Annotated in this window: 22 protein-coding genes and 1 pseudogene; 11 read left to right on the top strand and 12 right to left on the bottom strand. The window is 69.9% G+C overall.

The genetic code is table 11. The features are described from left to right. The first annotated feature begins 125 nt into the window (after positions 1–125). Complete coding sequence (locus OHT74_RS01385) at positions 126–1,217, top strand: hypothetical protein (RefSeq protein WP_328618982.1); 1,092 nt, start codon at positions 126–128, stop codon at positions 1,215–1,217. A 515-nt stretch (positions 1,218–1,732) separates the two neighbouring features. Here OHT74_RS01385 and OHT74_RS01380 read toward each other — a convergent pair. After that, positions 1,733–2,671: an NADP-dependent oxidoreductase gene (locus OHT74_RS01380; protein WP_328618981.1), complete on the bottom strand. Its 939-nt coding sequence runs from the start codon at positions 2,669–2,671 to the stop codon at positions 1,733–1,735. A gap of 100 nt (positions 2,672–2,771) precedes the next feature. On the opposite strand from OHT74_RS01380, the pseudogene OHT74_RS42040 reads away from it, so the two are divergent. Beyond that, a pseudogene (locus OHT74_RS42040) lies at positions 2,772–2,894 on the top strand (transposase); the annotation flags it as partial. Between the two features lie 79 nt (positions 2,895–2,973). Here OHT74_RS42040 and OHT74_RS01370 read toward each other — a convergent pair. The 3 genes from OHT74_RS01370 to OHT74_RS01360 all read right to left on the bottom strand — a co-directional run bounded on the left by OHT74_RS01370 (position 2,974) and on the right by OHT74_RS01360 (position 4,497). Next, positions 2,974–3,243 (bottom strand): hypothetical protein, encoded by a 270-nt coding sequence (locus OHT74_RS01370; RefSeq protein WP_328618979.1) that lies wholly within the window; start codon positions 3,241–3,243, stop codon positions 2,974–2,976. After that, positions 3,240–3,521, bottom strand: coding sequence for a hypothetical protein (locus OHT74_RS01365; RefSeq protein ID WP_328618978.1), 282 nt, complete (start codon positions 3,519–3,521; stop codon positions 3,240–3,242). Before OHT74_RS01365 ends, OHT74_RS01370 begins: the two co-directional genes overlap by 4 nt. A gap of 115 nt (positions 3,522–3,636) precedes the next feature. Continuing rightward, positions 3,637–4,497, bottom strand: a complete 861-nt coding sequence (locus OHT74_RS01360) for an MBL fold metallo-hydrolase (protein WP_328618977.1) — start codon at positions 4,495–4,497, stop codon at positions 3,637–3,639. Between the two features lie 324 nt (positions 4,498–4,821). On the opposite strand from OHT74_RS01360, the gene OHT74_RS01355 reads away from it, so the two are divergent. The 3 genes from OHT74_RS01355 (at position 4,822) to OHT74_RS01345 (ending at position 7,807) form a co-directional block, all read left to right on the top strand. Then, positions 4,822–6,267 (top strand): alpha/beta hydrolase, encoded by a 1,446-nt coding sequence (locus OHT74_RS01355; RefSeq protein ID WP_328618976.1) that lies wholly within the window; start codon positions 4,822–4,824, stop codon positions 6,265–6,267. Between the two features lie 485 nt (positions 6,268–6,752). Next, positions 6,753–7,643: a thermonuclease family protein gene (locus tag OHT74_RS01350; protein WP_328618975.1), complete on the top strand. Its 891-nt coding sequence runs from the start codon at positions 6,753–6,755 to the stop codon at positions 7,641–7,643. A gap of 17 nt (positions 7,644–7,660) precedes the next feature. Continuing rightward, positions 7,661–7,807, top strand: coding sequence for a hypothetical protein (locus OHT74_RS01345; RefSeq protein WP_266659720.1), 147 nt, complete (start codon positions 7,661–7,663; stop codon positions 7,805–7,807). A 144-nt stretch (positions 7,808–7,951) separates the two neighbouring features. On the opposite strand, the gene OHT74_RS01340 is transcribed toward OHT74_RS01345, so the two are convergent. Both OHT74_RS01340 and OHT74_RS01335 read right to left on the bottom strand, forming a co-directional pair. Then, positions 7,952–9,253 carry an MFS transporter gene (locus tag OHT74_RS01340; RefSeq protein ID WP_328618974.1) on the bottom strand — a complete coding sequence of 434 codons (1,302 nt, stop codon included), beginning with the start codon at positions 9,251–9,253 and terminating at the stop codon, positions 7,952–7,954. Continuing rightward, positions 9,250–10,389 (bottom strand): PLP-dependent cysteine synthase family protein, encoded by a 1,140-nt coding sequence (locus OHT74_RS01335; RefSeq protein ID WP_328618973.1) that lies wholly within the window; start codon positions 10,387–10,389, stop codon positions 9,250–9,252. The genes OHT74_RS01340 and OHT74_RS01335 overlap by 4 nt, the downstream gene beginning before the upstream one ends. Positions 10,390–12,484: 2,095 nt before the next feature. On the opposite strand from OHT74_RS01335, the gene OHT74_RS01330 reads away from it, so the two are divergent. Beyond that, entirely contained in the window at positions 12,485–12,610 is a 126-nt protein-coding gene (locus tag OHT74_RS01330) for a hypothetical protein (RefSeq protein ID WP_328618972.1), read from the top strand. 354 nt (positions 12,611–12,964) lie between these two features. Here the strand turns inward: OHT74_RS01330 and OHT74_RS01325 are convergent, their stop codons facing one another. From OHT74_RS01325 to OHT74_RS01315, 3 genes are read right to left on the bottom strand one after another with little or no spacing between them, the layout of a single operon-like run. After that, complete coding sequence (locus OHT74_RS01325) at positions 12,965–13,201, bottom strand: hypothetical protein (protein ID WP_266659712.1); 237 nt, start codon at positions 13,199–13,201, stop codon at positions 12,965–12,967. Positions 13,202–13,245: 44 nt separating this feature from the next. After that, on the bottom strand, positions 13,246–13,455 hold the full coding sequence (locus OHT74_RS01320; RefSeq protein ID WP_266659710.1) for a hypothetical protein: 210 nt from the start codon (positions 13,453–13,455) through the stop codon (positions 13,246–13,248). Positions 13,456–13,478: 23 nt separating this feature from the next. Beyond that, positions 13,479–13,754 carry a DUF6233 domain-containing protein gene (locus OHT74_RS01315; protein ID WP_266659709.1) on the bottom strand — a complete coding sequence of 92 codons (276 nt, stop codon included), beginning with the start codon at positions 13,752–13,754 and terminating at the stop codon, positions 13,479–13,481. A gap of 416 nt (positions 13,755–14,170) precedes the next feature. Between OHT74_RS01315 and OHT74_RS01310 the strand changes: the two genes are divergently transcribed. Continuing rightward, entirely contained in the window at positions 14,171–14,434 is a 264-nt protein-coding gene (locus tag OHT74_RS01310; protein WP_328618971.1) for a hypothetical protein, read from the top strand. Positions 14,435–15,304: 870 nt separating this feature from the next. Here the strand turns inward: OHT74_RS01310 and OHT74_RS01305 are convergent. Then, positions 15,305–15,646 carry a HopJ type III effector protein gene (locus OHT74_RS01305; RefSeq protein ID WP_328618970.1) on the bottom strand — a complete coding sequence of 114 codons (342 nt, stop codon included), beginning with the start codon at positions 15,644–15,646 and terminating at the stop codon, positions 15,305–15,307. 305 nt (positions 15,647–15,951) lie between these two features. On the opposite strand from OHT74_RS01305, the gene ligA reads away from it, so the two are divergent. The 4 genes from ligA to OHT74_RS01285 all read left to right on the top strand — a co-directional run bounded on the left by ligA (position 15,952) and on the right by OHT74_RS01285 (position 20,046). Next, positions 15,952–17,991: an NAD-dependent DNA ligase LigA gene (ligA, locus tag OHT74_RS01300; protein ID WP_328618969.1), complete on the top strand. Its 2,040-nt coding sequence runs from the start codon at positions 15,952–15,954 to the stop codon at positions 17,989–17,991. 128 nt (positions 17,992–18,119) lie between these two features. Beyond that, on the top strand, positions 18,120–18,320 hold the full coding sequence (locus tag OHT74_RS01295) for a hypothetical protein (protein ID WP_328618968.1): 201 nt from the start codon (positions 18,120–18,122) through the stop codon (positions 18,318–18,320). Then, positions 18,296–18,451, top strand: a complete 156-nt coding sequence (locus OHT74_RS01290) for a hypothetical protein (protein ID WP_328618967.1) — start codon at positions 18,296–18,298, stop codon at positions 18,449–18,451. Before OHT74_RS01295 ends, OHT74_RS01290 begins: the two co-directional genes overlap by 25 nt. 272 nt (positions 18,452–18,723) lie before the next feature. Continuing rightward, entirely contained in the window at positions 18,724–20,046 is a 1,323-nt protein-coding gene (locus tag OHT74_RS01285; RefSeq protein WP_328618966.1) for a cation:proton antiporter domain-containing protein, read from the top strand. A gap of 55 nt (positions 20,047–20,101) precedes the next feature. Here the strand turns inward: OHT74_RS01285 and OHT74_RS01280 are convergent, their stop codons facing one another. Both OHT74_RS01280 and OHT74_RS01275 read right to left on the bottom strand, forming a co-directional pair. Beyond that, on the bottom strand, positions 20,102–20,422 hold the full coding sequence (locus OHT74_RS01280) for an alpha/beta fold hydrolase (RefSeq protein ID WP_443047241.1): 321 nt from the start codon (positions 20,420–20,422) through the stop codon (positions 20,102–20,104). A 76-nt stretch (positions 20,423–20,498) separates the two neighbouring features. Continuing rightward, positions 20,499–21,929 (bottom strand): DUF2252 domain-containing protein, encoded by a 1,431-nt coding sequence (locus tag OHT74_RS01275; RefSeq protein WP_266659702.1) that lies wholly within the window; start codon positions 21,927–21,929, stop codon positions 20,499–20,501. Positions 21,930–21,961: the final 32 nt, after the last annotated feature.

Below are 21,961 nucleotides of genomic sequence, written 5' to 3'. Positions count from 1 at the left end.
TGCCCGTGCCCGTGCCCGTGCCCGTGCCCCTGCTTCCGGATACCGCTCCGTACCGCGCCATGCCGCCTTGCGGAACCTCTCGCTCACTGCTCGTCGCTTATCGCCCATCAGATGGGGAGATCCATATGAACACAGGACTTCTGCGCCGCTTCGCTGTAGGCAGGACGCTGCTCCTGGGTGCCGTACTGGCCCTGACAGTGCCGGGAACCGCATACGCCAACACCATGAGCGTGACCGTGAAGACCCCCGGCGCCACCAGCGGACCCGCCACCTCCAACTCCGAGATATCGACCCACGCGGACTGTTCCGGCGGCCGCATCTCGGGCGGTGGGATCAACCAGGCCATCGGCACCGGTGGGAGCGTGAACGGCAACCACGTCAACGGCACTTCGCCCAGCTCCGACGGCGCCACCGAATACACCGGCTCGACCGGGGTCGTCGGCACCGACGTGACGCACTGGCTCGGCATCGGCGGAAGCGGGGGCCAGGTCAACGCCTCTTTCTCCAGCACCCCCTACGCGGTGTGCTTCACCAGCAACCTGATCAACCACACCCAGGTGGTCATGAACAAGGCCAATACCCCCACCACCGGGGCCACGGTGGGCCTCGTCGTGGCGACCTGCCCGGCCAACACGCGCCTGATCGGCGGCGGCGCCCGGACCACCCCGGGCAACACGGGCAGCTTCAAAACGATCGCCAGCTTCCCCACCTTCAACGACGCCGAGCACCACTTCGGCTCGATCGCCGCCGGCGACGGCGAGACCGACCCCGACTCCTGGACGGCGGTCGGGGGGATCGGCGGCGGACGCGGCGAGGACAACGTGACCTACGCCTACGCGATCTGCAGCGCGGACGACATCAGCCTCAAGCACGTCGGCTCGACGGTCCACTTCAGTGAGGTCAGCGGCCCGAACACGGCCTCCACGGGACAGACGGCGACGGCCGGCTGCTCCCGCGAGGACGGGCAGTTGGTCAGCGGGGGCGCCGCCATCAGCGGAGGCAACGTGACCACCATCGACTTCACCAAGGCGACTTCCGGCGGCCCCCACCTCAACGGCAGCTTTCCCAGCGACGCCGGCGGCACCCCGGTCAGCGACGGAAGCTCCAATCCGGCGTACTGGACGGCCGCCACCCACAGCGGGGGTTCGCCCTCCCCGAACAGCTACTCCGACGTCTGGGCGCTGTGCCTGGACGTGCAGCAAGGGCACAAGCAGTAGCCCCTGAGCAGCCACCCCGGAGCGGACTCTCCTGCGCCAGGAGGGTCCGCTCGCTGCGTCACGCCCTTGACCCGGGGTTGTGCGGTTGGGCGCGGGCTTGTGGCCGTGTTGGCTTACTGTGCATGGCCAGCCGGCTACTGCGTCCAGCCGTCGATGCGGCCTTGTGAATACCGCCGTGATCCTCGTCCAGTCGGTATGACCTGCGGCCACCGCGGGTCGGGGCCACCCTGGAACCAAGTTACGGAAGGGCGCCGACCTGCCACTGGGGCACCCACTCAAACTGGGCCCGTTGTCGTGAGCCAGCAGGGCGATCTGCGAAGCATCGCTTTCATGGCAGGGCCAAACCAGGCAAAACACCACCTGGTGTCAGCGCCACAACCCCGGACACCACTTCCATGTCAGTCAGCGCACAGCCCCCGCACACTTTTCATCTGCGGAAAGCCGGCTGACCTGACGGAACGTCACTGCCGCACGCCAATGACAGGAAAGCGGTTCATCGCACCAGGACCTCGGGACTACGGCACGAGGACGATCTTGCCCTGGACCCGGCCGGTTTCACTGAGCTCGTGGGCCTTCGCGGCCTCGGTGAGCGGGAGGGTCTCGGAGATCGTGGGGCGTACGCCGTGGGTGTCGACGAGTTCGGCGAAGGCGGTGAGCACGGCGGGGGTGGGTTCCAGGAAGAACTCCACGAATCGGACGCCGAGTTCGGCGGCGCGGGCCGTCACCTCGGTGCGGTCCACGCCGACGCCGACGACGTCGACCAGGATGCCGCCCGGCTTGAGGGTGGGCAGCGAACGCGGGCCGTAGTCGTTGCTGACGGTGTCCAGCACCGCGTCGATGCCGCGCAGGACCGAGAAGTCCTCCACCGTGTAGTCGATCAGCTGGTCGGCGCCGAGCCCGCGCAGGTAGTCGTGCTTGGCGGCGCGGGCCGTGCCGATGACGTACGCGCCCCGGGCCTTGGCGATCTGCACGGCGAGGTGGCCGACGCCGCCGGCCGCGCCGTGGATCAGCACCCGCTGGCCGGACCGTACGTCGGAGAGGGTGACCAGGGCCTGGTAGGCGGTGAAGCCGGAGATCGGCAGCGCGGCGGAGCCGACGTGGTCGAGGGTGCGCGGCTTGGGCGCGATCCGGTCTTCGGTCACCACCACGTGGTCGGCGTGACTGCCCTGCGGCGGGACGGTCCACCCGTAGACCTCCTCGCCCACCGCGAAGCGGGCCACGCCCTCGCCGACGCCTTCCACCGTGCCGCTGAACTCGTGGCCGAGCACGAACGGCGGCGGGCCGAAGAAGTCCACCTTGCCGATGCGGACCTTCCAGTCCGCAGGGTTCATGCCGGTGGCCCGTACTCGCACCAGGACCTCACCGGGGCCTGGCGCGAGGAGGGGTATCTCGGCGAGTTCCAGCACGTCGGAGCCGCCGATGGCCCGCTGCGTGATCACCCGTGTCATCGTCATGCATGGCATTCTGCGCTTGATGATCATGAGAGGAAAACGGTTTCGCCCCCGGCTTGATCCGAAGGACACCGCCCAATAGTGCTCTGTTAGCTGGCCTTGTGAGCAGTTGCAGCAGTTCATGACGTCCTCGACCTGGCCGGTCGGTCAGGTGCGGGCCGAATTGGCATGGCGGGCCGTGCGGGTTGTGCGTCCGCAGGTGTGGGCGGTGGACGACACCGGCTTCGCCTCGTCGACGTGGTGGGCATCGCGACCGACCACTGCGTGCGTGCCACCCCGACACCAAAGCTCTGTGGTTCCTCCGGTCAGGCCTCCCCGCGCAGACGTCGGGCGATGTCGATGTCGTCCTGCAGCGCGCTGAACCGGGGGTACGGCTCGCGGGTGCAGTCCAGGACGCATACGTGCAGCTTGTCGCCCGCGCGGGGTTGTGCCAAGCCCGCGTCCCACCAGGACGGATGCTTCACCTGGTCGATGAATCCGAATACGCCCTCGTACCCGTCCACCAAGACTTTCGCGCCCACAGGTGCGACCGCGACGACTGTCACGTCGAGTTCCTGGTGATCGCGGAATGTCACCTCGGTCCTCCATAGATGTCGATCCAGCTGCGCCGCAGGTTCAGCGCGTTGAACCGGTCGAGCTTCTCCACGGGTATCTCGCCCTCCAGCCGCACGGCACCGCTCGGTCCGTTCCAGTCGTGGACCTTGACGTGGTCGCCGAACTCCTCGAGGAAATTCGGATGCATTTCATACTTGACCATGCCCTTGGCGAAGTTCGCTCCGCTCGGCCCGGCGGAGTCGGCGGCCACCGCCCGTTCGCCGAAGTAGATCTTGCCGTCCGAGAATGTGACCTCCAACCTGCCCGGAAACCTCTCTGTGGGGAACGCTCCGGCGTCTCATCGGCATGAACTCAGTCACCCGGTGAGCACACTCGACGCTTGACGACCATCATGGGGAACCAGTCACAGCCGGTCAGTCCCGGTACACGAGGATGAACTCCCCGTAGGGGTGCGTGCCGTGGCGGTCCGCCGTCTCGTCGAGGGCCCTGCGCAGGTTGCGCAGATGGCCTGCGGTGAGCTGGAGCGGCGGCTCGTCCGGCTGGTACATGGTGCCGCGGGGGTAGTCCTCGCCCGCCGTGGTGGTCATCTCGATGTGGCAGCCGAGGACATGGCGGACCGGCTGGGTGGTGCAGAAGTCCAGCAGCCGGTCGACGGTGGCCGAGTAGGCCGTCCGGTCCTCGATGTAGAGCCGCCCCGGGTAAAGGGAGTCGCCGGTCAGCAGGAGGCCGGTGTGGCGGTCGTGGAAGACCACTGCGGCCCGCTGGTGGCCGGGGCCTGGGATCACATCGAGGATCCGGCCGCCCAGGTCCAGTGCGCCGGTGCGGTGCGGCCAGTCGGCGAGGTCGAACGCGGCCGTGACCTCGTCCAGTCCGGGTCCCACGACCGTGGTGAGGGGCCGGTCCGCGAACTGCGGGTCCGCCGCGATGTGGTCGCCGTGTCCGTGGGTGTGGGCGACCAGCAGCGAGTACGCGGGCCTGGGATGGCGTTTCAGCCAGTCCGTCACGAGCCGGTCGACCGTTTCCCGCAGGGGGAAGTGGGCCGGGTCGGCGGACGCGCCTGTGTCGAGGAGCAGCGCCCGGTCATTGCCGAAGAGGAGGAAGAGGAATGGGGCTTCGTAGTGCACGGATTTGTTCTGGCGCAGGAGCACCGTGTGTTCGGAGTAGGCGTGGACCTGGATCTCCGGGGCCGGGTCGTGCTTCGGGGAGGGCCAGCCCGCGTGCCAGACGACGTCGAGACTGCCTGCGACCGGGGCGCCCCGGAGAAAGTCGATCACGGGTCCAACCTACCCTTGTTGCCGCGCCCGGTCGCGAGCCGTCGGACAAAGCCGCACAGGTCCCGCGCCCGACTCGCGCGCGCCGCCGAATCGCGGTTTCGTGGTGGCATGGGCGTGTGTACCGATGCGGCGGCATCGACCGCCGGACGGAGCCCTCGCCGTGACGGAGGAGGGCGGAACATGTCCGCACCAGAGCCCCCAGCCGGCCGCCGACGCCGTGCGGCAGTCCTCACCGCGGCGCTGGCCTGCTCGGTGCTGCTCACCGGGCCCGGACTAGCCCCCGCACACAGCGCGCCCCCCGCCCCCGCGCCCCCCTCACCTTCGGTGACCGTTCCGAGACTGGACTGGAGTCCGTGCAGGCCTGGCAGCCCGTGGGACTGCGCCACGGCGAAGGTGCCGCTCGACCACGCCGCCCCCGCGGGCCGCACCATCGACCTGGCGGTCGTCCGCCGGCAGGCCACCGGTCCCGGCCGGCGCATCGGCACCCTGTTCGTGAACCCCGGCGGTCCCGGGGGCCCCGGGACCGTGCAGGTGCCGCAGAACTATGACGCCTTCCCGAAGGAACTGCGGGAACGGTTCGACATCGTCAGCTGGGACCCGCGCGGTATCGGCAACAGCACGTCTGTGAACTGCTTCGACACCACCGCGGAGGCCAGGACCTGGGCAGCCCGCCCACCCGGCGGCTTCCCGGTGGGCGCGCAGGAGCGGAAGGTGTGGATCGACGCCTACGAGGACCTCGGCCGGCGCTGCGAGAAGCGCGACCCGGACCTGCTGCGCCATGTGTCGACCGCCGACACCGCCCGGGACCTCGACCTGCTCCGTCGGTCGGTGGGCGACCCGCAGCTGAACTACCTCGGCGTCTCCTACGGCACGATCCTCGGCGCCACCTACGCCAACCTCTTCCCCGGCAGCGTCCGCGCCATGGTCCTCGACAGCAACATCGCCCCCCGGGCCTGGACTGACGGCGCCCCGCGGGGCGAGCCCCGCACCACGACCCTCCTGCGCATGGGCTCGGACCGCACCGCGGCGGCCACCCTGGACCGGTTCCTCGCCCTGTGCGGATCGGCACCCGCGGCCCGCTGCGCCTTCTCGGCGGGCAGTCCCGAGGCCACTCGCGACAAGTTCGACCGGCTGATGCAGCGGCTGCGGGAGCGTCCGATCGGCCCGTGGACGTACGCCAGGACGGTCGCGGACACGGTGAACGGCCTCTATATCGTCGACCCCGGCTGGGCAGCTCTCGCGCGCAGGCTCCAGGAGCTGTCGCAGGGCCGTGCCCCCGAGCCCCCGGTGTACCCGCCGCCGCCCCCGGTTGCCCAGCCGAACCCGTACCTGGGAGACGAGCAGGCGGCTGCCGTGTGGTGCGCCGACAGCCCCAACCCGCGCGACCCCGCCGCGTACCACGCCCTGGAGGAGGAGAGCGCCCGGCGGGCCGGCGACGCGGGACGCTTCTGGACGTGGGCGGCGGAGCCCTGTGCCACCTGGCCTGCCCGGTCCGCCGCCGGGTACGACGGCCCGTGGAACACGCCCACCGCCCGTCCCGTCCTGGTGATCGGGACCCGGTACGACCCCTCCACTCCCTACACGGGCGCCCAGGCCATGGCGGGTGAGCTGGCGGACGCCCGCCTGCTCACGAACGACGGGTACGGCCACACCGCGCTGTTCAACAACGGCAGCAGCTGCATCAGCGCGTACGAGAGCAGCTACTTCGTCGACGGGACGCTTCCGCCCTCCGGCACGGTCTGCCTCCCGGACAAGGTTCCCTTCTCCTGACGGGTGCCTTCTCACCCCGTACGCGGCAAGGACCTGCCGGAGGCGTCCGGCAGGAGCCGGCGCAGTACGACCGTTCCTACGCGACGCCCTGCCTGCGGGCCAGTCGTTCGCACCGCGCTGCCCGACGCTCGCGTACGGGCGGCTGACCGGTGACTGACGAGCCAGGTGCCGCCACGGGAGACCGACCACTACACCCGGCTCCCCGGCACCGCGGTCGTCACGCTTGAGCGTGTCTGAAGGATCGTGTACGTCCGTGACATGACAGCCTGACCGGGGGCTCGGCCTCGGATCATCAACGATGCCCGTCGAACACCAACGACGGGCCACCCGCAAAGACGTGGCGCTGCTGACCTCGTCTCTCGAAGTGCGGTCGCACCCTGCCCGGGGCTATCCGTAGATTCGCCAGATATGCACTATATGTAACCAAATGTGACGTACAGTGGCGAGGCGCGCACCGACCCTGTCCCGATGTCTGTGGGAGTGCCATGTCCGCCACGTCCATGCTGCTGATCAAAGGAACCTTCCGGGCGGCGTTCTCCGCACCGGACGGTGACACCATCCACTTCCTCCCGGACAACGTGGCTGACTGGAAGCTCGTGCCCGGGGTTAACAGGGTCTTGCCGAAGGGCGACGGCCGAGCCCCGATCCGGCTGGAATCCATCGACGCGCTGGAGACCCACTACGGGGACAAGGATTCCCCTTCGGGCGTGCAGCACCAGCCGCTGAACCTGGCGCATCAGGCACGTGACGAGCTACTGGCCTCGCTCGGCTTCACCAACGTTGTCCGCGACGGCGAATTCGTCAAGAGCACCACCCCGGACGCCGTGCCCGGCTTCATCCTCACCCGCGGCGCGGACATCTTCGGCCGGTGCGTGGCCCTGGTCAGCAAGACATTCCCCCCGGTCTTCAACGGCTACGAAACCGAAGTCGACGAGGACCTGTTGAAGAAGACCGCGAACTACCACATGATCGACCTCGGCCTGGCCTACCCGACCTACTACGCCGCCTTCCCCGACCACCTGCGCGCCTCCCTGACCGTCGCCGCCAGGGAGGCTAGGAACGCGAGGAAGGGCGTATGGGCCAAGGACGCGACCACCGAGGGGGCGAAGGTCACCGGGATGGACTCGCTCACGGCCGAAACCGGGGCCGTGATCCTCCCGAAGCTGTTCCGTCGGCTGAAGGACTACCTGGACCTCAACCCGGCGGATCCCTCCCTGGCCTGCTTCCCTGCTTTCCTCGCCGGAAACTCGGACAAGTTCTACATTCAGGGAAATCCCAAGCAGTTCACCGGCATGCACAACATTGTCGAGATCGCCAACGGCCAGACCGTGAAGATGACCCACCAGGCCGAGGAAATCACCTTCGACGAGAAGTGAGCGGGAGCCGACCGAACATGACCCACGCCGCGGACTTCCTCGCCCTGTCCGAACTGCTCACCGCCGAACCCGTCCTGGACCCCGCGATCGCCGACCGGGCGACGGAGCCCGTCTCGGCGGCCGACGGGGCCGAGGGCACTGGTCGGCTCGTAGAGAAGCACTGACAGCGGAAGACATGGTGGTGCGGCCGGCGGAACACCGTCGGCCGCACCACCATGTGCGTGCCAGATCTGCTCGGACTGGGTCAGCGGTGCACGGCGGGGGTCACGGCCTGGCGGGCAGACTTACATCCACCGCTCCAGCGCCGATCAGGCGGCCACGGCCGGGCGTTCTCCTTCCGCAGCGTCGGGTGACAGGCGACCGGTGCGATGGAGCGTGCGAAGCGCGGCTGCGCACGCCAGGCCGAGAAGGAAGAGCGCCACCCAGGGCAGCGCCGGCAACCCGGCCCTGCGGGCTGCGTCCAGCGACATGCCGGTCAGCAGGTTGCCGACCGTGATGCCGATCCCGCAGATGGTGTTGTACAGGCCGTAGTGTGTGGCCAGGAGACGGTTGTCCGCGAGGCGGACGATGATGTCCATCTCGAAGGGGTAGGCGATCATCGTCCCCACCGCCAGCAGGAGCGCCGCCAGGGCAGGGGGAAGCCCGGCCAGGAGCCACAGACCCACCCCTCCGTCCGGCACCGGCACGACCGAGGCCGCGAGGAGCGGGATGAATGCCGCCCCCATGACCAGCAGCCCCCGGGTCAGTGCACCGCCCGGTTCCATCCTGGCCTTGCACCAGGCCGTGGCCCTGGTCTGGAAGGCGATCGTGCTCAGCCCGGAGACAGCGAACAGGATCGCCATCGTCGCTGTGCCGAAGGTTCCTTCTCCGCCCAGGCGCCGGACCTCCAGGGGCAGGGAAAGGTAGACCTGGAAGGACATGACGTACGAGCCGATCATGGCCCCGGAGAACAGCAGGAACGGTCGGTTCGAGAACATCGCCCGCCACTGCCGCAGAATGCCCTCGCCGTCCCCCTCCCCGCTTCCGACGTCGTCGGCACGGCGAGCGGGCAGGGCACGGATCTGGACGATGCTCAGAATCGCGAAGATCGCGGCCGCCGCCAGGCAGGCTACGCTGAAGTCGACCCCCGTAAGGATCATGCCGACCAGAGGGCCGAGCAGGATGCCGGCCTGGTAGAAGACGTTGAACAAGGCGAACGCCTCGACGCGGCGCTCGCCCGCGTCGGCTGCGAGGTAGGCGCGGGAGGCGGGGTTGAACAGGGCACCGGCCAGCCCCGTGGCCGCGGAGGCGGCGAGCAGGGCGGGGACGGACTCCACCAGGCCGAGGGCCGCGAACCCGGCGGTGCGCAGCACGAGCCCAGCGATGATCATCGGCTTGTAGCCGAGCCGGTCGCCCAGTGTGCCGCCGATGAGGAACATGCCCTGCTGGCTGAAGTTGCGTACGCCGAGGATCAGCCCGACCAGCCATCCCGCCAGGCCCAGTGGCCCGGCAAGGTAGGTGGCCAGGTAAGGCATCAGCATGTAGAAGCCCAGGTTGATGGTGAACTGGTTGACCATCAGCAGCCGAACGCTGCCGGGGTACGAGCGGAACTGTTCGACAGTGTTCTTCACCGGGCCTGCTCCTGCGGGACGGTCTCGGCGTTCGCGGAGGACGCGCCGGTCTCGTGTCCTCGCGTGAAGGTGAGCGGATCGACGACGGTGGTGCAACGCGTCCAGCGGGTGACCTCCTTTTCGTCCAGGCGGCCGATGAGGTCCGGCTCAGGGGCGGGCGGAGAGTCGAGCAGGCCGTGGGCGGCGCAGTACCCGTCGTCGTAGACGGTGCCGAGGTACCGCTGCGGGCCGTCGGGGAAGACGGCTGCGATCCGTGCGTCCTTGGGGAGCGACCGGGCGAGCCATCCGGCCACGAGCGCGACCGCCCCGACGCTCCATCCGCCCGTGGCGTAGTGGGAGCCGGCCAGCTGGCGGCAGGTCCACACGGCTTCGGCGGGGGAGACCCAGTGCACCTCGCTGAAGCTGTCGTAGGCGACGTTGCGGGGGTAGATGCTCGACCCCAGTCCGCGCATCAGCCTCGGCCGTGCGGGCTGCCCGAAGATGGTCGAGCCGATGGTGTCGACTCCGACGAACGTCAGGTCCGGGTAGAGCTGCCGCAGCACGCGGGAGATCCCCGCAGAGTGGCCGCCGGTACCGACGCTGCACACCAGGACGTCGATGTGCCGCAGCTCGGTGGCCAGTTCGAGTGCGAGCGGGGTGTAGGCGCTGGTGTTGTCCGGGTTGTTGTACTGGTCGGGACACCAGGAGCCCGCGTGCTGCTCCAGCAGCTTCTGAACCCGGTCCCGGCGCGCCTGCTGCCAGCCCCCGGTGGGGTGCGGGTCGGAGACGGCGTTGACCTGGGCGCCGTACGCGCCCAGCAGCCGGATCATGGACGGCTCCAGGCCAGGGTCGGTGACCAGGGTGACCGGGTGCCCGTGGACCAGGCCGGCCAGTGCGAGGCCCAGGCCCAGGGTGCCACTGGTGGACTCGATGATCCTCGCGCCCGGCTTCAGATCACCGCGTGCGCGGGCTCGCTCGACCATGTGCAGGCCGGGACGGTCCTTGATGCCGCCGGGGTTGAAGCCCTCCAGCTTCGCCCAGAAGCCGCGTCCTGTCGGTGCGAGCGGTTCGGAAATGCGCAGAAGCGGGGTGTTGCCCACCAGCTCCGACAGGGCCGAGCGGCCGCTGGATGACGTGTCGCTGATCGAAGAATGCATGGCTGTGCCTTCGTTTGTGGTGGCGTCGACTACTCGTTCGCTGGCACGCCGCCACCTGCCGGCTGGAGGAGCAGGTCCTTCACCGGATAGATGACGGCATGCGGCAGCCGCGTACGGCTGCGAAGCGAGCGGCCTAGATCCGCCACCGGCAAACGCCGGCCAGAGTGGATCGCCCGGTGCGGGCTATGGACGATCTACCGGTTCCATGCAGTGCGTGGGCACCTGCGTGCTCCGCCGGCAGGGCGCAGGGCTCCACGGAGGGGAGGCCCGCGTTCGCGTCGGCCAGGCGGTGCGCGGCGCCCCAGGCCCAGGTCGTCGGGCACGGCGAAACGCAGGCCGAGCCGTGATCGTGCACCGGGCGTTCCGGCTGCTCCGGCCTGTCGAGGGACTCCTCGTGTCCGGTTGGTGCGGAGAGAGAAACGTGCTGGTGGCCGTCTCCGGCAAGGTACGACGAACAGTGGACGGCAGCCAGGAGCAGCACGCTGAGCACACAGGCGAGCAGTGTGGCCGGCCAGGACGGAGTCCGGCCGGTGAGGCACGGCAGGGGCAGGCGGAGCACGGATCCTCCGAGCGGCAGTCACTCCCTCAGCCGACGGGCGGAGACAGTGACGTGGGCGGGTGCGCGCAGGGAATGGAGCGGGAGTTCGAGCGCCGGATGCCGAGGCGCGTTGAACTATCGCCGTCTTCTGGGCGATCCGTGAATTCCGCAGCGCATGGGGTGTCGTCGGGAAATGCCGACGACTACACCTGGAGGACGGCCTGTGATCTGAAATGTGCCGAAGGGGCGGCGGCGGATCGCGGCAGGTGTTCAGCCGACCGCGCACACCAGAGAATCTGAGCGGCCCGGCCCGCTTCCGGGGCCTGGGCGAATGCGGGCTTGTCCGCGGTGCTCGACGGTGCGCTCGAGCGGCGCGCACCCTCGGCCGAGGAGCGATCCTCCCCTCCGGAACAGCCCCCGCCAGGCACGGACGGCGGACCCGCCGGGTCCGCCGAGGAGGCAAAGGCAACAGCTGCTGCGTCACCTGTGCCGTGCTGCGGCAAGGAGCAGCACACGCCCAATAGGCCGAGAAGCAGCAAGGTCAGCCCGGCAGTGACCAGCCGACGCGCCCGTGAAGGAGTCGACTGGCCGCCGGAACGCGACCAAGCTGTAATCATGCCGTGATCATAGCCAGCACTTGGTGGGTCTCGGCCCCCCTCCCCGGAAGAACGTGTCATTCAACTGCCCATAGGCGCGCGGGCTGGAGGAACATATGAGCCCGGCAGGCGGAGGGTGGCACGGGGCGGTCAGGGAGCGAGGAAGGCTGTGCTGCGCCTGGGGGACCGGCGCTGTCCGTAGCGGGTGAGACCTCGTGGCTTGAACACCGACAGCACCATCGCCGCCCCCAGCGCGAGCACGGTCCCTTCCGAACGGCCGCCAGGGCTGCGGCGCCATGCGAGCTCGTGTGTGCAACGACCGCTGAGGGGGAAGGGCTCACCGTCCTGCAGGTTCACCTTGACGCCTACACCAGCACGGCGCGCACCACCCAACTCGGCGAGCCAGCGGCGCTGGCCGCCGCCGAGGGCGGGAGCGGCCGCTGCTGATCTACGGCGACTTCAGCTCCCGCGGTCCCTCTTGTGCTGCTCGGTTCCGCCGACCTCCCCGACCCGCATGCGTGGGTCGTACGGATGCTCGTGGCCCCGGTAGCGGCAGCACCGTGTTCGAGAACAAGTTCTATGGACATCGAGCGGGCAACGGCCTGGCACGTCCTGAAGTTATGCGCTCTCCGGAATGATTTCCTCCGAAAGGGTTGACGTGGGCGCCTCCCAGGCGGATTGTGATCGCCTCGGCCGCACGATTGCTGGAGGTCTCGTGAGCGAGTTCCATACAAGAGTGATGACGCTGCCCAGTGGCTCAGCCGCGGGTGCGGTTCTGACAGGAGCCGGCGCGGATCTGAGCGACGAGGAGTTCCTCGAGCGGTACCCGCGCGTGGCTGAGATCCTGGCTTGCTGGGAGCGTGAGGACTTGGACTAGGAGGGAGGTTCAATGCCTCGCCGGCCTCCCTCCTTGCCGTCGGCGGCCCTGCCAGGCTGATGCCCTGCTGTCGCAGGAAGAACCGTGCCGCTGCTCGACTGTCCTGCCCTGTCATCCGATGAGGCCCCCGTGTTGTTGGCGGAGATCCACCAGGTACCGCTGCTGCGCGCGGCCACATCGTTGATGCTGCTCGCGGTGCTCGGCCGATGAAGGCGATCGCTGCCTCGGTCGAGGACTTCACGCCCGGGACGGAGCCGCAGGTGGTGCTTGACTGGCGCCGTATCCGGATCGCTCCGACGGCTCCCGCGTGCGCTCAAGGCGTACCTGGGCACGCAGGAGACGTCCCTGGGGGAGCCGCTGCTGCTGGGCCTGCCGACGGTCGGGACGCTGCCTCGCCTGCTGCGGGCTGCTGCCAACCGGTCTGGTGTTGAGGCCGGCGAGCACTCCCTGCGCCGTGTTGCGATCTGGTGGCGGCGTGCCGACCTGAGGGTCTACGGTGCATCCACCGGACCATCTCGGGCCGGCGCCGTTCCGTGTCCTCCCCACAGGAGGGTTGCCGCGTGATTAGGCGTCGTCGCGCTCCTCGTACACATGCGGCTTCCCGCCTTGCCAGGCGATGACCTCGGAGTCGCCGAGTACGAGGTCGTCTGGGCCGGGGACCTCGATGCGTCGCAGGAACTCGATCAGGTCCCGGTCGGAAAAGGCGATGCCGAGGACTGTGTCGACGCCGCGGATTCGGATCACGACCCGTCGGCCGCCGGTCGGGGCGATCCGGTGCACGAGGATCGGCGCATGGTCCATGGCTCCAGCCTGCCGCCGACGTCCCGGCAGGGCATCCGGAGCATTCACTCGCTCCACTCTTCCGGGCCCCCGCCGAGCCAGCGGATCGGGGGCCAGCCGTCCGCCGTCTCCAAGCCGGCCGCGCGGAGCAGCTCGACCACACCGGTGAAGCTGTGCGCTACGCCCAGGGCCCGGTCTTCGGCGTGAACGTGCGCCACGACGGCCCGGCCGTCTCCGGCGAGCGGGTGGACGACGATGTACACGCTGTCGGCCATACCTCCAGGGTGCGGCTACCCGGTCAATCCAGCACGCCAAGTGCGGTGTCCGGTCGGCACTGCGTGCACGCCTCGCGGCCCTCGGCGAGGGCACGCCGGGCCGTGTCCCGGTCGGCGGGCCGGCAGCGAAACCAGGAATCCGAGCAGGTGCCGCCGTGGACGCGGACTGGGGCGCGGCCGATGCCGATGCTGTGCTCGATCAGCCAGTCCGGCGGCGGCGCGGGCGGCCGACGTACGGCCTCGGCGCTGCTCCTCCGCGGCATCCAGCCGCGGGTCCGCTCGAGATCGCAGTCCTGCACCCGATCCAGGGAACTGAGCCGCTCGAGACTGGAGGCGGCACAAGTTCGGTTATCGCGGCGGAGGGCACCGCACTTCGCTCACCAGCCCGGCGCGCCGGAGGGTTGCCCGGCGGGGGAGGAGTCGCCTGATCACCACTACCTGAAGTGGTGTCTGCTGACGGCGGCGCGGGAGGCCGGCGCGGTCACTGAGTCCGAGGTGCCCGGCCTGGGCGGCGTGTGGCGAGCGGACGTGCTGGCGAGCGATGCGGGCGGTGTCGGATCGTGCTGGAGGCGCAGTTGGCCGCGATCACTGCGGACGACATCGGGGCCGGTCGGAGCGGATGCTTGAACACGGGGTGCCGTCGATGTGGTTCTGCTCTCGGCGGGCACCGTGGCTGGGTGTGGTGCCGTCCGTGCGGTTGGGCGAGGTCCACGAGGTGGTCATGGTAACGGAGGGGCTGGACCGGTTCACAGCCGGTGAGTGGGTCAAGGCCGGCCCGATGACCTTGGTCGAGTTCCTGCGCCGCGTCTTCAATGGGCAGATGGTGTCTTACAGCCCGGAGCGCAGGGCTGCAGGCCTTGCGCTGGACGTGCTGTGGGTGGACTCCCGGTGTCTGCGCGGCGGCCGCTACCGGCAGTCGGAGGAGTCGGCGCGGGCTGGGGAGGAAGCGGAGCAGCGCCGGGCGCAGGAGGCGGCGTAGGTGGCCGATGCCCGGCGCTGGCAGGAGGATGCCCTGTTGGATGGCCCGGCTGGATGAGGGGGAGCAGGTGGCCGGGCCGTCGTGGCGGCTCAGTGATGCGGAGGAGCCGCGTCTTCGGCTTCGGCAGATGACCCGTCGTATGGACCGCCGGGTCCTGGCGGTTGTCGAGCGCAAGCGCCGGGCCACCGGGGTTCCGTTGCCCCGCCTTGGGGAGGCGGGCGAGGACACCGCGGGCTGGGCAATGGACGCGCTGCAGCAGAAGGGGTTCCGCGCTGACCGCGTTGCGCGCAGCATCGGCGATGCCCGGTACGCGGGCGGTGTCCCGCTGATGGGCGAGGCTGCCCACCCTGTCGCGGTCATCGACCCCGACCCGGCCCAGGCCGGCTCCCGGGTACGCGCGGCGGTCGGTGCTGGTGTTCACCGACTGGGAGCTGCGGACCCGGTTGCTGGCGCAGGCCCCGCCGCCGCCTCGGGATGTCAGCGACCGGTACGTGACGCTCACTCTCGACTTCAATCCGCCTGCCCCGGCCGCGCCGGTGCCGAGCCTGCCGAACGTGTCGATCCCCCAGCAGCCGACCGCCGGCACCCGCAGGACCGGCCCCGGCCCCGGCCACGGTGTAGCAACGCACTCTCTGCTGGGCTGGCTGACACGACGACGCTGGCTCGGACCGCCTGGGCGAGTGTTCCCACCCCGCACAGGACCCTGACGGTGGTCCCCACGCCGCCGTCATGTCAGCCAACGACCGAGAGGGTGTTGTTGAACTTGTAATCTTGGAGATCGCCGTCTAGTGAGGTGTGAGGCGGCACGAGGCGGCGTCTTCAGGACTGGGTGGTGGTCGTGACCTTTGGTGCTCGCCCGGATTTCGCTGTTCAGCTCTTGCGGGCCAGCGGTTGCCCGGCGAAGCGCACCCCTGCCAGGCCATGGGCCATGAGGTTGCGGATGTTGCTGTGATCAGTGTCGTTCGGCGTCGCCAGCACACTGCGATAGTGCTCACCGAATGCCAGCAGCGCCTCTTGGTCGCTCAGTCCTTCCAGCAGGGCCAGTCCCAGCGTCTTGCAGGAGCCCTCGTTCTCGCCTGCGGCATTTTCCAGTTCTCCGTTGCGGAACGCCTGCGGCTGGTACTCGTAATGCGCGGTGACGAAGGCCAAGGTGTCGGCGAACTCGTGCTCACCTGACGCAAGGCTTGCCCGCAGCGAGTTCAGATCAGTCATGGTGGTTCCCCTGGGTTGAACAGACGATCCGATTGCCGTCCGTGACCGGACGACACTACCGCCCATCTGGCCAGCCGGTAAGAATCGCGCCACATGTCGGAACGACGGCATCTCCGCAGGTCACGGGGTGCGACTGCGCGACCCGCTGGGAGCCGGTTTCGGTCCGGGCGATCGGCCGCGAGGGGGGTGCTGATCAGCAGGCTGTTGCCGTTCCCGCCCTGTGCCGCAGGGCGGCTCGGTTGTGTGCCGTGGCGAGGCGGGGTCGGGCGGTGGCGTTGTCAGTGCGGGGCAGGATGATGACCTTCATGACCGAAAACAGTGCCCTGCTCTCTCCTGCCGCCTACGTGGAGGCCGTGACCACCGCCGTGGCGGCGTCTGCCGCCTATTACGGCGACGGGACCACCCCGCTCGGTGACGACGAGTACGACGGGCTGCTGCGCGCCATCGCGGCCTACGAGGAGGCCCACCCGGACGAGGTGCTTGCCGAGTCGCCGACCGGGAAGGTGGCGGGCGGGGCTGCGCAGGGTGATGTGCCGCACTCGGTGCCGATGCTCTCCCTCGACAACGTCTTCGACGCCGACGAGCTCGCCGAGTGGGCCTCAGGGCTGGAACGGCGTCTCGGGCACCCCGTGGCCGGGTGGTGTGTGGAGCCGAAGCTCGACGGTCTCGCGGTGGCCGCCCGGTACCGGGGTGGTCGGCTCGTTCAGGTCCTCACCCGCGGTGACGGCTTGGCCGGCGAGGACATCACCCACGCCGCCGACGCCGTCCTCGGTCTGCCGCCGGTACTCACCAAACCGATCGACGTCGAATTGCGCGGCGAGGTGCTGCTGACGACCGCGCAGTTCGAGGAGGCCAACCGGATCCGGCTCGCCCACGAGGCCACGCCCTTCGCGCACCCGCGCAGCGGAGCGGCCGGCACCCTGCGGGCCAAGGACCGCCCCTACCGGATCGAGTTGACGTTCTTCGCCTACAGCGCGATCGGCCTGGACGACCTCGGCCACGTCGCTCTGCTGGAGAACCTGGCCGCGCTCGGCGCGAACACGGCCGCCGGCACGGCCGCCGCACCGATGCGATGCGAGACCGTGGAGCAGGTTCAGGAACGCATCGACGTGATCGCCGGCCTGCGCGGAGACCTGCCGTTCGGGATCGACGGTGTCGTCGTCAAGGCCGACACGGCCGAGGACCAGCGGCAGGCCGGCAACGGCTCGCGCGCCCCGAGGTGGGCGGTGGCCCGGAAACTGGCGGCCGAACACAAGGTGACGCGCCTGCTGGCGGTGGAGTGGAACGTCGGCCGGACCGGGATCATCGCCCCGCGCGCTGTCCTGGAACCCGTGGTCATCGACGGGGTGACGGTCACCTACGCCACCCTTCACAATCCCTCCGACATCACCCGTCGCGGGCTCATGATCGGCGACCAGGTGTTCGTGTACCGGGCCGGCGACGTGATCCCCCGGGTCGAGGCACCGCTGGCCGACCAGCGCACCGGCGCCGAGAGCCCGATCGTCTTCCCCGAGGCGTGCCCCCGCTGTGGCGACGCGATCGACACCTCCGAGCAACGGTGGCGGTGCGTGCGCGGCCGGAACTGTCAGGCCGTCGCCTCGGTGATCTACGCGGCCGGCCGGGACCAGCTCGACATCGAAGGTCTCGGCGGCACGCGCGCGATCCAGCTGGTGGAGGCCGGTCTGGTCAAGGACGTCGCCGACCTGTTCACGCTGACCCGCGAGCAGCTCCTCGGTCTGGAGCGGATGGGTGAGACCAGCGCCGCCAACCTCCTGGCTGCGATCGAGACCGCCCGCGGGGCTGCATTGAGCCGAGTGTTCTGCGCCCTCGGTGTCCGCGGCACCGGGCGCACGATGTCCCGCCGGATCGCCGCGTACTTCGGGTCGATGGCCGCGATCCGGGCCGCCGACGCGGACACGCTGGCCGGGGTCGACGGCATCGGCACCGAGAAGGCCCGCGTCATTGCGGCAGAACTCGTCGAACTCGCCCCGCTCCTCGACAAACTCCAGGCCCAGCAGGTCGGCACGCAGGTCACCGAGCCGCAGGAGCCCGCGACCGACAGAGACGACGGCGAGGAGTCGGCGGGCGGCCCGCTGGCCGGACAGGCCGTCGTGGTAACCGGCTCCATGACCGGCCCCCTTGCGGTGTTGTCCCGGAACGAGATGAACGAGCTGATCGAGCGGGCCGGCGGAAAGGCATCGTCGTCGGTGTCCAAGCGCATCACCCTCGTGGTGGCGGGCGAGAAGGCCGGCTCCAAGCGCACCAAGGCCGAAGAACTGGGCATCCGCATCCTCGACCCCGAGGAATTCGCCGTCCTCGTCGCCGGTCTCCTCCCCACCACCTAGCCATCGCCACCCGCCAGCCCTCGGCGCGGGCTCGGTCCTCGCACCACTCAGGTACGAACCGGGCGGCTCCGGCCGTCAACGCCCGCGCCCTGGCCCCAGTCGGCGACACCCCCGGCGCCCGCCGGGCGGTGGCCGACGTCCGCACCCTGGCCGAGCAGTTGGACGGTCCCGAGGCGGCGGACACCTGGTTCGGATACCCGGCCCAGAAGCATCACGTGCACCTCTCCCGGGCGTACACGCTGCTCGGCGACCCCCGCGCCGCGTACCGGGCGCAGGGCGACGCCCCCGAGTTGGCGTGGACGAGGTGGCGTTCCTCGCCGAGGCCCTGATGCGAGCCCTGCTGCGCCCGGTGCCGCATCAGATCGGGCACGTGCTGGCGGCCGACCTGTACCGGCCGAGCGAGGCCGGGACCATGGTGGGCGGAGACATCTTCGACATCCACCCGGGACCTCTTCGCTAGCGCCGCGAGCCGCTGCCGGACCGCTTCGCCGCCGGTGTCGAGCGAGTGGCAGGCGCCGGCCACGGCCGGCGTGCCCGCGGCCACGCGGGGGGCCGGTCTTGGTGGACCGTGGGGGAGGGTCGCTCGGCGCGGAGTCGGCGCAGTGGTGGCCGCGACCTTCCGGCGGTGACCGATCGACGGCTTGCGGCGGGCCTTGCGACGAGTTGCGGCACTGTCGTCGGAAGATGGCAGCGAACGTGTGCGCGCCGTCGTTCGTGTCGGGAGGTGGATCCGTGAGCTCATGGGCATTGGTGGCGGCGGGCGCGGTGATCGTGTGCTATGCAGCGCTGTCCCGCAGGCTGTCCACGACGGTGGTGTCGGGGCCGTTGGTGTTCATGGCTGCCGGGCTGGCCATGGGCCCCCTCGGCCTGGGCCTCGTCGAAGGGGGAGGAGACCCGGAGTCCGTCAGGGCCCTTCTGGAGAGCGCACTGGCGGTGGTGCTGTTCACGGATGCGGCGGCGATCCGGAGAGGCGAACTGCGCAGGGAAGGGTTCGTGCCTCTGCGCCTGCTGGCTCTCGGGCTGCCGCTGACGTTCGCGTTGGGCTGGCTGGTGGCGTGGCCGCTGCTGCCCGGACTCGGGGCATGGGAGCTGGCTCTGGTCGCCGTCATCCTCGGTCCCACCGATGCGGCACTCGGCCAGCAGGCCATCTCGGACCGCAGGGTGCCCGCGCTGGTACGACACGGTTTGGACGTCGAGTCGGGACTGAACGACGGCCTGGCCCTGCCGTTCTTCCTGCTGGCGCTGGCGGCGGCCGGCGGCGGCCACGGTGAGCAGGGCATCGGTGAGACGTTCCTGCGTGCGCTGCTGCTGAGTTCGGCGATCGGCTTCGTCGGGGGCTGGGCCGTCGCACGGCTCCTGAGATGGTCCGCCTCGCGCACCTGGACGGCCCACGGGTGGCACCAGCTGTCATCGCTGGCCGTCCCGATCGTCACCTACCCGCTGGCCGTTGCGGTCGAGGGCAGTGGGTTCATCGCCGTCTGGGTTGCCGGACTGGCCTTCGGGAACGTCCTGCGACCATCGGTCGCCCTCGCCGGCGATGTCGATGCGGACGCCGCGGGCAGCGCGACCGAGTTCGCCGAACGCCTCGGCCTGCTGCTCGCTTCTTTGAGCTTCCTGGCCTTCGGCGCTGCCGTTCTCGGGCCGGTCCTGGAACACCTGACCTGGCAGATGCCGGTCTACGCCGTACTCAGCCTGACCGTGATCCGGATGCTCCCCGTCGCCGCCGCCCTGCTCGGCACCGGCCTGCGCCCCGCGACCGTCGCCTACATCGGCTGGTTCGGACCCCGCGGACTGGCCTCGATCGTGTTCGGCCTGCTCGCCGTGGAAGAGCACCTCCCCGGCACCCGGATCCTCGACGGCGCCGTGGCGGTGACGGTCGCACTGAGCGTCTGCCTGCACGGAGCCACCGCGCCCCTGCTCGGCGGCCGCTACGGTGCCTGGTACGCGAGGGCCCTCGCGGCCGACCCCGGCCTCAAGGAACATGCGGACGTGCCCGCCGAAGGCGTCCGCACGCCGCGGGCCGGCCCGGACGCCGCGCAGCGCCGACGGCGATGACGGACCGGGGATGCGAAGCGGGGATCCGAACCGGGGATCCGAACCGGGGTGTCGGTCAACTGGTCCGGTGGGACATGTTGTTGGTGTTGCGAAGGCAGGCATCGATCAGGGTGAACGCGGCTTCGGGTTGCTCGATGTGCGGGAGATGGCCTGCTTCGGGAATGACGTGGGGGCGGGCATTGCCGAAGGCAGCTGCGCAGGCAGGGGTGACGATCCGGTCGCTGGCGCCCCACAGCAGCAGGGACGGGGTGCGTAACGCGCGAGGCGCGGGGTCGACGAAGTACCGGTCCGAGTCGTGCCAGGCGTGGTCGGCCACACCGCGGGCGTCGAGGGTGAAGAAGTTGCGGTTCGGTTCACCGTCGACGTGCACGCCCACGGCGTCGATCAGGACGAGGCCGGAGATGGGGCCGGGGGCGCGCCCTGTGTGGCCGGGCAGTGGCTACGCCGAGCGGTCAGGCCGTTGGGAGTTCCTGCGCAGGCAGTCGGCCTGCGTGTACGGCGTCGACCAGGGCTTGATGGTCGCGTTCGTTCTGGTCGGCGTAGGCCTCGGCGAATCCGGTGAGCGCCCGGTCGAAGACGTCGCTGCGGCCCAGGTACGCGGCGATCGCGATGCGGTCGCCCGACCGCGCATGCGCACGGGCGAGGGTCATGCCGCACACCTCGCCGAACGTCTCCAGCTGTCCGGGCGACATCGTCTCCGGCATGGCGATCCCCTTCCAGTCGCGCAGCTGGCGGATGTAGAAGTCGCGCTGCTTGCCGTCGATCCCGTCCACCCGCTCCCAGCCGAGGAAGATGTCGCTCGCCGCCTGCATCAACCGCTGTCCCGAGACCACGCGCTCACCCTGGTTGCGGTACCGGCTCGCGCCGACGTGGGCGGCGAGCACGGAGGTATCGGCTTCCTTGGCCTGCAGGAAGAGCGGATCCCGGCCGTCGCGGCCGAGCAGCAGCAGGATCCAGCATCGGGTCCCGACGCTGCCGACGCCGACCACCTTGCGGGCCACGTCCGCCAGCCGGTAGTCCTCCAGCAGTGCCCGCCGGTCGGTTGCCATCGTCAGGCCGTAGCGTTCGACCAGGCCGCGGAACTGGCGCTCGAGCGCGCTGCGCTCGACATCCGGCAGCACGTCCGCGATCGGCACCAGCAACGGGGGATCCGCCGCGATCCTCGGCCGGCCGTCGACCAGCTCCGTGAGCCTTTCGAAGACCTGCAGGGTGTCACGGGTGCGGGCCTTCGCCATGGCACTGGCCAGTTTCTTCCGTCCGCTCTTGTCGAGCCGATCGGTGGTGAGGGCCTCGAGGCGGTCCGCGTCGATCTTTGCGTACCAGACGTCCAGGTTGCCCATGCCGGCGAAGGCGCTCATCGCCTCACGGTACGAGCGCACGGCAGAGCTCACGATGCGTGCGCGCTCGGCCTCGTCGAATCCATTCGCCCGGCCGGCGATCACGAGACTCGTGGACAGTCGTTTGACATCCCATTCCCAGGGACCGGGCAGCGTCTCGTCGAAGTCGTTGATGTCGAACATCAGCCGCCGTTCCGGCGAGGCCAGCAGCCGGAAGTTCAGCAGATGCGCGTCCCCGCACAGCTGGGCCGTGATCCCCGAGTCGGGACTGCCGGCCAGGTCGGACGCCATGATCGCGGCGGCCCCCCGGTAGAACCGGAAGGGCGACTCCGACATCCTGCTGTAGCGGATCGGGACCAACTCGGCTACCCGCGCCGCAGACTGAGCCTCCAGGATCGCCAGTGGGTCCGGCCTGTCCGGAGACGGCCGGTACACGGCCTGCCCCGATCGTGGCGAGCGGCTCCGGGCCTCCTTGCCGTGGGCCGCGCGTTGCTGGGGCGTGGCGTGGGGGACCGCGCGCATCGCGGTGGTCGCGCTCTGAGACATCACTGCGCTCCTGTCTGGACCTGCGCCCTCAG

Source organism: Streptomyces sp. NBC_00354 (assembly GCF_036106915.1).
GTDB lineage: Bacteria > Actinomycetota > Actinomycetes > Streptomycetales > Streptomycetaceae > Streptomyces.
This window is presented reverse-complemented; position numbering and strand designations above follow the sequence as displayed.